Origin of the sequence: Blautia glucerasea (genome assembly GCF_020537505.1) — a bacterium.
Classification (GTDB): domain Bacteria; phylum Bacillota; class Clostridia; order Lachnospirales; family Lachnospiraceae; genus Blautia_A.
The window spans coordinates 50114-63008 of the sequence record NZ_JAJBMO010000023.1 but is presented as its reverse complement, the minus strand read 5'-3'; the positions used below and the strand labels follow the sequence as shown (position 1 = coordinate 63008).

Sequence of the window (12895 nt, the reverse complement as noted above, 5' to 3'; positions counted from 1 at the left end):
AACAGGTACAAAAAGGGAGATGCGAAAAAACTCAATCGAGTTTTTTCACATCCCCATTTTTGAAAAGAACTTTAGAGGATACGAAAAGAATGTCGACGAAAGCAGAAGATACACAAAAAAAAATACTAGATACAGCCAGAAAACATTTCCTGAAAGATGGTCTGACCGGAGCATCTTTAAGAAACATTATAAAAGATGCAGGGCTTACTACTGGCGCATTTTACAAATATTATCCGACGAAAGAGGCACTTTTTGATGCACTGACGGATCCTTATATGGAACATATTTATCAGATTTATGACCAGATCGTTGAGGAGTTTGAAAAGCTTTCTGCCAGTGATCAGACAAGGAATATGTCGGATACATCCAGTGATGGGATGGAGCAGATGGTTGATTATATCTATGATCATTATGATAATTTCAGATTATTGTTGAAATGCGGAGACAGTGGAAAATTTGAACTATTCATACACAATATGGTAGAGCGGGAAATGAAGTCCAGCTTGAATTATATGGAAAAGATGAAAGAGAACGGTGTGAAAATACCGATTGTAGAGGAAAGCCTTATGCATATGATCTATACGGGATTTTTTTCATCAGTATTTCAGATCATTGAGCATGATATAGACAGGGAGACTGCAAAGAAAAATGTGCATCAGCTGAAAGAATTCAATACAGGTGGCTGGGAACGATTGTGGAATATTGAGTTTCCAGTATAACTGATGCAGGAATTCTGAATAGGTTATGTGTGTTGCAGGTTCTGGATTTCTGAATAAAATTCAGACAGGATAATAATATCAGGTGGTTGATGCCAGTAAACCACCTATTTTATTATATACTGGTTAGTGCGAACTAACAGAAGGTAAAACAATAAAACGAAACAATAAAACGAACGTAAGGAGTGAACAGATGTGAAAGAAAAAAAGAAGTCGGCATTCAGCTGGATCCTGACGTGGGCCGGACAAAAAAGAATTGCCTATGTGTGGAGTGTGTTACTTGCAATAGAAAATGTGATTTTTAAGATTTTGCCGTATTTTATTATTGCAGATGTAGTAAAGCTGTTTTTAAATGGTGAAAAGGAGTTTGAAATATATCTTGCAAAAGCGGTTCTGATTGCATTATCGTTTATCATTGCAGAACTGCTTCATTCACTTTCGACAGCATTGTCACATAAAGCAACGTTTGCAGTACTTGCAAATATAAGAAAATCCTGCTGTGACAAGCTGGCGCGGGTACCTCTTGGCTATGTGAAAGACACACCTTCCGGTACATTTAAAAATATTATGGTGGAAAGAATCGACAGTATCGAGACAACACTGGCGCATATTGTCCCGGAATTCACGTCCAATCTGCTGGCACCGATTGTGATTTTGATTTATTTCTTCCTGACAGACTGGAGACTGGCACTCTGGTCATTGGTGCCGGTTATAGTGGGATTTCTTTCCTATTTTGGAATGATGCTGGATTATAAACCAAGCTTCGAGAGAACGGTTCAGACAACAAAAGATCTGAATGATGCGGCAGTGGAATATATTGACGGAATCGAAGTGATCAAGGCATTTGGAAAGACAGAAAGTTCTTATGCAAAATTTACAAAGGCGGCTATGGCTTATGCAGATTCCTTTATTTCCTGGATGAAACGGTGCTCGATCTTTCATGGACTGATGATGGTGGTCACACCTTATACGCTTCTTACGGTATTGCCATTTGGGGCACATTATGCAGCCAATGGAACACTTGCGATTTCAGATTTTGTCATCTGCATTATTTTATCACTTGGAATCGTTGGACCGTTGATCACAGTGGGTTCCTATACAGATGATCTTGGCAAGATTGGAGTGATTGTTGGTGAAGTGGCAGGAATTCTGGAACAGCCGGAGCTTGAACGTCCAGAGAAAAGTAAAAGTGTTCCAAAAGATAACTCCGTTACTCTTGAAGATGTCAGATTTGGTTATCACGACAAAGAAATCCTGCACGGAGTAACTATGGAGCTGAAAGCAGGAACGGTAAATGCAATCGTAGGACCTTCCGGAAGCGGCAAGTCGACCATCGCAAAGCTGATTGCGTCCCTGTGGGATGTGGATTCCGGAAGCATCAAAATCGGTGGAGTTGATGTCAAAGAACTGGCATTTGCAGATTTTAATCGGAAAATTGCATATGTTGCACAGGACAATTATCTGTTTAATGAAACAGTCCGTGAAAATATCAGACAGGGAAATCCGGATGCTACAGATGAACAGATCATCGAGGTGACAAAGAAAAGTGGATGCTATGAATTTATCATGCAGTTGGAGAATGGATTTGATACGGTTGTAGGAGGTGCAGGAGGACATCTGTCAGGTGGCGAGAGGCAGCGTATCTCCATTGCAAGAGCAATGTTAAAGGATGCTCCGATCGTGATCCTTGATGAGGCAACTGCCTATACAGATCCGGAAAATGAGGCAATTCTGCAGAATTCTATCGCAAAACTGGTAGCAGGGAAGACTCTGATCGTAATAGCACACAGACTTTCTACTGTTAAGGACAGTGACCAGATCTTTGTTGTAAATGATGGAAATGTAACAGCACATGGCACACATGAGGAACTTCTGGTGTCATGCCCGCTTTATAAGGAAATGTGGAATGCCCATATTTCTGTAAAAGATACGGTGAAGGAGGGAGAATGATATGTTTGGGATTCTGGCAAAATTCTTTCGTTTTTCAGGCAGGGAAAATGGCAATAAATTTAAACTGTCGATAGTGATCGGTCTCATAGAGGCTCTTGCCTCAGCAATGAAGATTCCGGCTATTATGTACATACTGATTGGTCTGCTGAGTGGGAAACCGACAGGAAAATATATTGGAGGCTCAGTTGCGATTATGGTTCTTGCAATTGTAGTCGACGTAATCTGCAAGAGATACTCTACAGTGCTTCAGACAGAGGGAGGATATAATGCAAGTGCTTTTATGAGAATCAAGATTGCAGAACATCTGCGATATCTGCCGATGGGGTATTTCAATTCCAATAGTATCGGGGAAATTTCTTCCATTACAACCAATACAATGGAAATACTTGGCGATGTGGCTGCGAGAGTGGTTATGCTGACAATGCAGGGAATTCTGGAAACATCAATGATCATTCTTATGCTGTTTATTTTTGACTGGAGAATCGGACTGATAGCTGCAGCAGGAGTACTTATTTTCTTTGGGGTCAATTCTGTGATGCAGAATGCGGGTAAAAAAGATTCAGAGCAAAAAGTGGTATGCGATACGGAGCTTGTAAACCAGATCATGGAGTATCTGCAGGGAATATCAGAAGTTAAATCATATAACTTGCTTGGGAAACAGGCGAAAAGATTAAATGATGCAAATGAAGCATGTGAAAAGATCAATACAAAGATGGAAATGCTGTTTGTGCCCTATCATTTTCTGCAAAGTGTGATAACCAAAATTACAGGTGCTGTGATCGTGGCTTGCAGTGCATATTTTTATATTAATGGAACTATGAGTGCGGTCTATGCGATCGGTATGACAATTTCAGCATTTATGCTTTATGCCAGTCTGGAATGTGCAGGAAATTATTCATCTCTTTTACATGTGGTAAGCGTATGTGTAGATAAAGCAAATGCAATATTGGAGCTGGATACCATGGATATCGACGGTAAAGAAATACAGCCGGAAAATTACGATATCAGACTTTCTAATGTTTCGTTTTCTTATGACAAACGGAAGATCATTGATGATATATCGCTCTCTATTCCGCAGAAAACGACGACAGCAATCGTTGGACCATCTGGTGGAGGAAAATCAACACTTTGCAATCTGATTGCCAGGTTCTGGGATGTGGATTCCGGGGAAGTGACACTTGGAGGTGTAAATGTAAAAGACTACAGCATGAACAGTCTGATGAGTAATTTCTCATTTGTGTTTCAGTCGGTGTATTTGTTTGCAGACACCATTGAGAATAATATTAAATTCGGACGCCAGGGTGCAAGTCATGAGGAAGTGGTGGAAGCGGCGAAGAAAGCATGTTGTCATGATTTCATCAGCAAACTTCCGAATGGATATGACACAGTGATTGGAGAAGGAGGAGCCACACTTTCCGGTGGTGAGAAGCAGCGTATTTCGATAGCCAGAGCGATTATGAAGGATGCGCCAATCGTCATATTGGATGAAGCAACGGCAAATGTTGATCCGGAGAATGAAAAGGAGCTGATGGATGCAGTAGATGCACTTACAAAGGAAAAAACGATTATTATGATTGCCCACAGATTAAAAACAGTCAGACATGCAGACCAGATTGTGGTTGTTGAAAAAGGAAGAATTGCACAGCAGGGAACACATGAGCAATTAATGAAACAGGAAGGTATTTATAAGAGATTTGTGGATGCAAGGCAGCAGGCGGTAAGTTGGAAACTGGTGCACTGAGAAATAATCCACAGTTGGTGAATATCCAAATTGAATTGTCTGAAAGAGATTTAATTTAAGTTTTGCTAAGTTTCACTGAGTTTTGGGACCATTCAGATGCACAGATCACAATGAATGTCTACAATCATATTGCAGAGAAGTCTCACGTGGAGAATGAGATGTCTAAAATGAATCTGCCGGAAACCGTACCTGCTGTGGTATAAACCATAAGTCGTTGTCGCAAAATGTGGTAAGAAAATCAGACGAATATATTTTTTCAAAGATTTGTCGTAAAAATGTGGTCAAATCAAGAAAATCGAGTGCGAAAGCAAGTGGAAAATCCCTGTAAAGCCTGTAAAATCAAGGCTTCACAAATTCTTCACAAAATAATTAGCACTCACCTCTTGACAGTGCTAATAACATGTGCTATATTACAACTAGAACAAAGGAAGGGGATAAAAAGAGAGCGAAAGATGAAAGCTCTATGAATTCCCTACCACCCGAGTTCCAAGAAACAAGGTAAGCAGCATATATAAAAAAGGAGAGATGACTTATGTTAATGCCTAGTATTTTTGGAGAGAACTTATTTGATGATTTCTTTAATGATTTTCCATTCTATTATGATGATAAAGCAATGAAAGATACCGAGAAGAAGCTTTATGGTAAGAGAGCCAGCCACGTTATGAAGACCGATATTAAGGAAATGGATAACGGATACCAGCTGGTTGTTGATCTTCCTGGATTTACCAAGGATGAAATTAAGGCTTCCTTGGAGAACGGTTATCTGACCATCAGCGCTGAGAAGGGTCTGGACAAAGACGAGCAGGAGAAAGAATCTGGTCGTTACATCCGTAGGGAGCGTTACGCAGGTGCCTGCAGCCGAAGCTTCTATGTAGGCGAGGATATCCAGCAGGAGGATGTAAGGGCTGAGTTCAAGCATGGTATCCTGAAACTGTTCGTTCCGAAGAAAGAAGCGAAACCGGCAGTAGAAGAGAAGAAACACATCGCCATTGAAGGATAAAGTTTTTCCCCTTCAGAAGTACATTCTGAAAGAATATATAAATAAGAAGCGGGATACCGCAGAATCACAGAAAAAAGTGGTTCTGCGGTATCTTTTTTTCCGCTTTTTTTTCCCTATTTTCTGTCTTGACAATACCCCTTGATTTAGCTATAATGATGAAACTGTGAATATCCTAGTGAATTTGTACCCTTTGGGGTAAAAAATGTTCGTATCAGCGGACATTGCTATGGACAGACGGTATCAGGCCCAGGCTTTTCATAGTAAATGGAATTTTCCAGGAGAAACAGCATATAAGAAGTGTATGATACGGGGCGATGGGCGCCGCCGGAATGAAAGGGAGTAAGGCTATAATGGAAGAAAAGAAGAACTTACTAACCTATGCAGGACTTAAAAAACTGGAAGAAGAGCTGCATGATTTAAAGGTAGTAAAAAGAAAAGAAGTAGCAGGTAAGATCAAAGAAGCAAGAGAGCAGGGAGACCTGTCCGAGAATGCAGAGTACGATGCAGCTAAAGATGAGCAGAGAGATATCGAAGCACGTATTGAAGAGATCGAGAAGATCCTGAAGAACGCTGAGGTCGTAGTTGAGGACGAAGTAGACCTTGACAAGATCAGCGTAGGATGTAAAGTGAAAGTACATGACTTCGAATTTGAAGAAGATATGGAACTGAAGCTGGTTGGATCCTCCGAGGCAAACAGCCTGGAAGGTAAGATTTCCAACGAGTCTCCTGTAGGAAAGGCCCTGATCGGCGCACACACAGGCGATATCGTAGAAGTAGAGCTGCCAACCGGTATCATGAAGTACAAAGTGCTGGAAATCCAGCGTAATATCTAAGGGAGGCACAAAAGTGGCAGAGCAGAAGAATCAGGATCTGAATCAGCTGCTGAAGGTACGCCGTGATAAACTGGCAGAACTTCAGGCGAATGGCAAGGATCCATTTCAGATAACAAAATTTAACCAGACCCACCATTCACTGGAAGTAAAGAACATCTATGAAGCACATGAGGCTGAGCTTCTGAAAGACCGTAAAGAGCTGGATATAGCTGGTCTTGACGAGGAGCAGGCGAAGGAAGCTCTCAAGAAGGACTACGAAGAGAGAAGAGCCATCATGGACGCAAGCCCGGTTCACGTATCCATCGCTGGACGTATGATGTTCAAGCGTGTTATGGGTAAGGCTTCTTTCTGTAATATCCAGGATTTACAGGGAAATATTCAGGTATATGTAGCACGGGATGCCATCGGAGCAGATTCTTACGCAGATTTCAAGAAATCTGATATTGGCGATATTTTCGGCCTGGAAGGTTTTGCATTCAGGACCAGAACTGGAGAGATTTCCATCCATGCAGAGAAAATGACTCTTTTATCAAAGAGTTTACAGATCCTTCCAGAGAAATTCCACGGACTGACTGACACAGATATGCGTTATCGTCAGAGATATGTGGATCTGATCATGAATCAGGAGAGCAAGAACGTATTTGTCAAACGTTCCCAGATCCTCAAGGAGATCCGTAACTTCCTTGCTGGCCGTGATTTCATGGAAGTAGAGACTCCAATGCTGGTTTCCAATGCTGGTGGTGCAGCTGCCAGACCATTTGAGACACATTACAATGCACTGAATGAAGATGTTAAGCTTCGTATTTCCCTGGAGCTTTATCTGAAACGACTGATCGTAGGCGGACTTGAGAGAGTCTACGAGATCGGCCGTGTATTCCGTAATGAGGGCGTTGATACCCGCCATAATCCAGAGTTTACACTGATGGAGCTTTACCAGGCATATACAGATTATGAAGGAATGATGGAACTTACGGAATCCATGTTCCGTTACCTGGCAGAGAAGGTGTGCGGATCTGCGAAGATTTCCTATAATGGTATTGAGATTGACCTTAGCAAACCCTTCGAACGTCTGACTATGAACGATGCAATCAAGAAATATGCAGGAATCGACTTCGATCAGGTACCTGATGATGAAGCTGCCAAGAAGCTTGCTGCTGAGCATCATATTGAGTATGAGGAGCGTCACAAGAAAGGTGATATCATCAATCTCTTCTTCGAGGAATACTGCGAGAAAGAGCTGATCCAGCCAACATTCATTATGGATCATCCGATCGAGATTTCTCCTTTGACCAAGAAGAAACCTACTGATCCGAGCAAGGTAGAGCGTTTCGAGCTTTTCATCAACACATGGGAGATGTGTAACGCATACTCCGAGCTGAACGACCCGATCGATCAGCGCGAGCGTTTCAAAGCACAGGATGCTCTTGCAGACGCTGGTGACGAGGAAGCTAACCATACAGATGAAGACTTCCTGAATGCACTTGAGATTGGTATGCCGCCGACAGGTGGTATTGGATACGGAATCGACCGTCTGGTTATGCTTCTCACCGATAGCCAGGCCATCCGTGATGTACTGCTCTTCCCGACAATGAAGACCCTCGGTGGTGTAAAATCCGAAAATGGTGTAAAGGATAAAGAAGTTTCTACACCAAATTCAAAACCTGAAAAGATTGATTTTTCTAAGGTAAAGGTTGAGCCTTTATTTGAAGAAGATGTTGATTTTGATACATTCTCAAAGTCTGATTTCAGAGCTGTAAAGGTTAAAGAGTGTGTTGCAGTACCGAAGTCAAAGAAACTCCTTCAGTTCACTCTTGATGACGGAACAGGCACGGATAGAACCATTTTAAGCGGTATTCACGTATATTACGAGCCGGAAGAACTTGTTGGTAAGACACTTATCGCAATCACAAATCTTCCCCCAAGAGCAATGATGGGCATTGATTCTTGCGGTATGCTTCTGAGTGCAGTACACGAAGAAGAAGGCGAAGAAAAGCTCCATCTGCTTATGGTAGATGACCATATTCCGGCAGGTGCAAAGCTCTACTAAGAAGTACCGTTTTACCCTACAAAACGGGATGTACTTCATTTGTGAAAAAGCTCTGAAAATACACAAATACACCAAATTTACACCAAATGGTGCTTGAAACGGTGCAGAGCCTTAAAAATCGCATAATTTTCAAGATATATGGGCAGTTCCAATCGGGATTGCCCATTTTTTCGTTATAAACCGATGTTTGCACAGAAGATGGATAACAGTTAAGATGTTCCTGACGATACGATATTGTATGAGCTTAAAATCGGAGGAATAAGAAACAAGAAATGTATATGCGATTGACACCGAGAGAAAAAGAGATGGCAGATATGTTTGAGCAAATGAGCAAGGAAGAACAGGAAATAATGATTGAGTTTGCAAAAAGATTACGAACGGAAGACCCTAAAGAATTGGTAAAAGAAATAAATCAGCGATTACATATAGATGATGAGTAATCGGTCGTATGTTGCCCTTTGAGAGAAGAAAAATCTTTTCTTGATGGGCTTTTTTATTTTTACTGAGATTCGCAAACTACAAGAAAAAGCCGAAACTTCATATACTCTAATCACAGAGGAAGTGGAGGTTTTGATATGAGTAACAGTTTAGCGGCAGTACATCCCGAATTGATTGCCGAATGGTCGGATAGGAATTTACCGCTGACACCGGACAGCGTGACTTTCGGCTCGAATAAGAAAGTATGGTGGAAAGGTGCTTGCGGTCACGAATGGGAAACAAGTATAAAGGCTCGTTCCAGTGGCGAGAAATGCCCCATATGCTCCGGTGCGAGAGTGATTGAGGAAATTAACGATTTATGTACATTGAAGCCGGAATTGGCTTCGGAGTGGTCAGAGAAAAATGAAATCAAGCCGACAGAGGTATCTATCGGCTCACACAAGAAAGTGATATGGAAGTGTAAATTAGGACACGAATGGATAGCCACTGTAAAGAGCAGAACCATCAACAAAACAGGCTGTCCGTATTGCTCCCATAATAAAGTTCTTGCCGGATTTAATGACCTTGCAACCCTGTTCCCGGAAGTTGCAAATGAATGGTCGGACAAGAATGAAAAGAAGCCTACCGAAGTTATGGCGTTTGCAAACAGCAAGGCTTGGTGGAAGTGCAGAACCTGCGGTTATGAATGGAATACGCTTATCTCTACACGTTCAGGCGGCAGTAAATGTCCTTGTTGCAGTGGCTATACATTTATAAAAGGCAGGAATGACCTAAAAAGTACACACCCACAGATAGCCAAAGAATGGTCAGAGAAAAACTATCCTCTGCAACCGGATGAAGTCAATGCAAAGTCGAGGAAAAATGTATGGTGGCATTGCAGAAAATGTGGAAACGAGTGGAAATCAGTTATCAATGCCCGTGTGAAAGGAACGGTTTGCCCTGTCTGTGCAGAGCGAGAAGTGCTTGCCGGATACAATGATTTGGCTACGACAGATAAGCAGCTTTTGACAGAATGGAATTATGAATTAAATAAGTTGAAGCCGACGGAAGTTTCAAGAAATTCAGCAAAGAGAGCATGGTGGCAATGCAGATACGGTCATTCTTGGAGTATGAAGATAAACGAGCGTACTGTTCTCGTAAAAGGGTGCAGAATATGTGAGCAGGAGTATCTGTCATTGTTCCCGGCTCTTGTAATCAGTTATTATGCCAATTTGAAAGGATTGAAAGTTGAACTTGGCTCTGATAGGTTATTCGGCATTCCACTTGATGTATATATCCCACTGGAGCAGGTTGCCATTCAAGTGAATACGGACTCGGAGAAGATAGATATAATAAAGGAACATCTCTGTAAACAACGTGGAATCAAACTCATTAAGTTGCCGATGAAGTCAAACGAAGCGGAACCCGAATATGCACAGCGTATCAAAGCGGCATTTCAGAGCGTACATATATTTATATCTTCCGATACAGAAGAAGATGTTAAGATAATCAGGAAAATATTTAAGAACTGGAGGAACAGCCGATGAGAGAAAAGAAATATCACATTTATCTAACCGATGATGAGCAAAGCAGAGTGATACAGTCGCTTATCAATCTGAAAAACAACCTCATAGTACAAGGAAGATACACCGACGCAGTAGATGAAGTTCTTCTGAAAGTGCTGTCCGCAAGGAAAAAGAAACTGAAAATCAAATAATTTCAAGCATTTATGCCGTCTGTTTTTTAACCGAAACAGGCGGCTTTTTTGTTGTCAAAAATTTTTTGGATTTTTTTTCGGAAAAGCAGCGATTTTGGGTGTCCAAAATGAAGCCTTTTGTGCAATGAGTGAAGGGGTTATTTCCTGATGATGAAAACGGAAGCCTTTTCACCTGTTCTTTGACAACTGAATACACAGGTCGTTAAGACTTTAATTTTGATGATAGCCACTTTAGTGGGTACGCCAAAACTTCTGAAAATTTCAGAACAGCGAGAACTCCTGCTATGAGTATCGGATTGCAACCGATATGGCGATGACAGTCAGAAAGATAATGATACTTCTCTACGGAGCTGGCGGAGTACCCGGCAGAGGTTAGATTCCTATGATACAGATAAGCAGCCTGTTCCTTAACGACTTCCCGAAAGCGATATGCTTGGCAAGGGATATTGAGAATAAATATTGCCACGACCGTTTAGGAAATGAAACGGTCAAGTACATAGCCGTTTTTATTGGCTATGAATAAATCGAAAGGAGGACGCAAGAGGTGTCAAACTGCAAAACGATTGCCATATGCAATCAAAAAGGCGGAGTCGGAAAGACAACGACAACGGTTAATCTTGGCGTTGGGCTTGCAATGCAGGGTAAGAAAGTGTTGCTCATAGACGCAGACCCACAGGGAGATTTAACCACCTGTCTCGGCTGGAGAGATACAGACAATTTGGGTATCACGCTTGCAACGAAACTTACAGATGTGATTAGTGAAACGATGAATGACCCGACAGACGGTATCCTGCATCACGAGGAAGGCGTTGACCTTTTACCGGCGAACCTTGAACTTTCGGCGATGGAATATAACCTAATGAACGCTATGAGCAGAGAAACCACTTTGAGGAATTATTTAAGTCAGGTCAAAGACAGATATGATTTTGTTCTGATTGACTGTATGCCCTCACTGAGTATGGTAACACTCAATGCTTTATCTGCGGCAGACAGCGTGATTATTCCGGTGCAGGCACAGTATTTGCCGGCTAAGGGTATGACCCAGCTTGTGCAGACCATTTCAAAAGTCAAGAAGTATATCAATCAGGACATTAAGATAGACGGTATGCTTCTCACTTTGGTGGATAACCGCACAAACCTCGCCAAAAGTACGGTGGAAGCGTTGCGGGAGAATTTCGGAAATCAGATTAAACTGTATCGCACATCTATTCCGATTGCTGTAAAAGCCGCAGAAACTTCTTCCAAAGGAAAGAGCATTTTTGCTTATGAGCCAAACAGTACGGTGTCTAAGGCATACACCGAATTTACGAAGGAGGTGTTAGCTGATGGCAGGAAGAAAGAGCGACTTCACTCTCACGAAGCTCGATGATTTATTTACCACGCAGGCACAGAGAGATGAAGAACAGCTTTCAAAAATCCGAGATATTCCATTGGAGCTGATTGATGATTTTCCCGACCACCCGTTTAAGGTCAGGGACGATGAAGATATGATGCAGCTTGTGGAGAGTGTCAAGGAAAGAGGGGTTATTACTCCGGCAACGGTAAGGCAGAAAGAGGACGGCAGATACGAACTTGTTTCAGGACACAGACGAAAGCGAGCGTGTGAACTGGCAGGGTTTGAAACCCTGAGAAGTGAGATTGTAGACCTGAACAGAGATGAAGCGACCATTTTAATGGTTGAAAGTAATTTCCAGAGGTCAGAGATATTGCCGAGTGAAAAAGCCTTTGCGTATAAAATGCGTTTGGAAGCAATGAAAAGACAAGCAGGCAGACCAAGAAAAGAAAATGTGTCCCCAGTGGGGACGAATTTACGAACCGATGAACAAATTGCACAGGAAACAGGGGACAGCAGAAATCAGATACACCGATATGTGCGTCTGACAAACCTTGTTCCCGAACTGCTTGAATTTGTTGACGAGGGGCGTATTAAAATGCGTCCTGCCGTAGAACTTTCTTATCTCGATGAAGATTGCCAGCGTGATGTGGTTGACGAAATCGACCTGAATGACGCTACCCCGTCACACGACCAGACAATCCGTATGCGAAAGTTATTCAACGAGGGCAACCTTACAACCGAAGCAATCCACGCTGTTATGTCTGAGGAAAAGCCGAACCAAAAGGAAAAAATCGTGTTGAGGGGCGACAGAGTAAGACAGCTTATCCCGAAAAACATTCCCGTCAGTCAGACGGAGGATTTTGTCTGCAAAGCATTGGAGCATTACAACAAGTTTTTGCGTAATCGTGCAGAACGTGACAGCAGATAGCCTGAGTTACAGTTCCCCTTTCTCACACTCTAACCCCTTAGTTATACTTCTACCTACCGAAAATGATATATATTATCTCACTTGAATATAACTATCTCAAAGTATATGTCTATCTCTAAGGGGCAATCGCACAGTATGAACGGACTGGAGGTGTATGGTAAAATGAAAAATTAACGAAAAATCCGCATTTGTTTTTCGGCAGGTAAATCT

Annotated in this window: 11 protein-coding genes; all 11 read left to right on the top strand. The window is 42.0% G+C overall.

Features of this window, described 5'->3' with window-relative positions:
- Positions 1–89: 89 nt before the first annotated feature.
- The 11 genes from LIQ05_RS15415 (at position 90) to LIQ05_RS15370 (ending at position 12685) form a co-directional block, all read left to right on the top strand.
- The gene (locus LIQ05_RS15415; protein ID WP_226822082.1) at positions 90–719 is read left to right on the top strand and encodes a TetR/AcrR family transcriptional regulator; all 630 of its coding nucleotides are present in this window, start codon (positions 90–92) and stop codon (positions 717–719) included.
- A 192-nt stretch (positions 720–911) separates the two neighbouring features.
- Positions 912–2666: an ABC transporter ATP-binding protein gene (locus tag LIQ05_RS15410; RefSeq protein WP_226822080.1), complete on the top strand. Its 1755-nt coding sequence runs from the start codon at positions 912–914 to the stop codon at positions 2664–2666.
- Between the two features lies 1 nt (position 2667).
- Positions 2668–4407, top strand: coding sequence for an ABC transporter ATP-binding protein (locus tag LIQ05_RS15405; protein WP_226822078.1), 1740 nt, complete (start codon positions 2668–2670; stop codon positions 4405–4407).
- 532 nt (positions 4408–4939) lie between these two features.
- Entirely contained in the window at positions 4940–5407 is a 468-nt protein-coding gene (locus LIQ05_RS15400; protein WP_226822077.1) for an Hsp20/alpha crystallin family protein, read from the top strand.
- 350 nt (positions 5408–5757) lie between these two features.
- Positions 5758–6240, top strand: a complete 483-nt coding sequence (gene greA / locus LIQ05_RS15395; protein ID WP_226822075.1) for a transcription elongation factor GreA — start codon at positions 5758–5760, stop codon at positions 6238–6240.
- Positions 6241–6253: 13 nt separating this feature from the next.
- Complete coding sequence (gene lysS / locus LIQ05_RS15390; RefSeq protein WP_226822073.1) at positions 6254–8287, top strand: lysine--tRNA ligase; 2034 nt, start codon at positions 6254–6256, stop codon at positions 8285–8287.
- A 305-nt stretch (positions 8288–8592) separates the two neighbouring features.
- The gene (locus LIQ05_RS19730; RefSeq protein ID WP_264292785.1) at positions 8593–8727 is read left to right on the top strand and encodes a hypothetical protein; all 135 of its coding nucleotides are present in this window, start codon (positions 8593–8595) and stop codon (positions 8725–8727) included.
- A 135-nt stretch (positions 8728–8862) separates the two neighbouring features.
- The gene (locus tag LIQ05_RS15385; protein ID WP_226822071.1) at positions 8863–10251 is read left to right on the top strand and encodes a zinc-ribbon domain-containing protein; all 1389 of its coding nucleotides are present in this window, start codon (positions 8863–8865) and stop codon (positions 10249–10251) included.
- A complete protein-coding gene (locus tag LIQ05_RS15380; protein WP_002587789.1) occupies positions 10248–10421 on the top strand; it encodes a hypothetical protein in 174 nt (57 codons plus the stop codon). The genes LIQ05_RS15385 and LIQ05_RS15380 overlap by 4 nt, the downstream gene beginning before the upstream one ends.
- A 544-nt stretch (positions 10422–10965) precedes the next feature.
- Positions 10966–11790: a ParA family protein gene (locus tag LIQ05_RS15375; RefSeq protein ID WP_055157031.1), complete on the top strand. Its 825-nt coding sequence runs from the start codon at positions 10966–10968 to the stop codon at positions 11788–11790.
- Positions 11747–12685, top strand: coding sequence for a ParB/RepB/Spo0J family partition protein (locus LIQ05_RS15370; RefSeq protein ID WP_008789316.1), 939 nt, complete (start codon positions 11747–11749; stop codon positions 12683–12685). Before LIQ05_RS15375 ends, LIQ05_RS15370 begins: the two co-directional genes overlap by 44 nt.
- Positions 12686–12895 lie beyond the last annotated feature (210 nt).

What these genes read in the sequence shown, in the direction of transcription:
- LIQ05_RS15415 (WP_226822082.1), top strand. Translation starts at nt 90, where the DNA reads ATGTCGACGAAAGCAGAAGATACACAAAAAAAAATACTAGATACAGCC.
- LIQ05_RS15405 (WP_226822078.1), top strand. Translation starts at nt 2,668, where the DNA reads ATGTTTGGGATTCTGGCAAAATTCTTTCGTTTTTCAGGCAGGGAAAAT.
- LIQ05_RS15400 (WP_226822077.1), top strand. Translation starts at nt 4,940, where the DNA reads ATGTTAATGCCTAGTATTTTTGGAGAGAACTTATTTGATGATTTCTTT.
- greA (WP_226822075.1), top strand. Translation starts at nt 5,758, where the DNA reads ATGGAAGAAAAGAAGAACTTACTAACCTATGCAGGACTTAAAAAACTG.
- LIQ05_RS19730 (WP_264292785.1), top strand. Translation starts at nt 8,593, where the DNA reads ATGGCAGATATGTTTGAGCAAATGAGCAAGGAAGAACAGGAAATAATG.
- LIQ05_RS15385 (WP_226822071.1), top strand. Translation starts at nt 8,863, where the DNA reads ATGAGTAACAGTTTAGCGGCAGTACATCCCGAATTGATTGCCGAATGG.
- LIQ05_RS15380 (WP_002587789.1), top strand. Translation starts at nt 10,248, where the DNA reads ATGAGAGAAAAGAAATATCACATTTATCTAACCGATGATGAGCAAAGC.
- LIQ05_RS15370 (WP_008789316.1), top strand. Translation starts at nt 11,747, where the DNA reads ATGGCAGGAAGAAAGAGCGACTTCACTCTCACGAAGCTCGATGATTTA.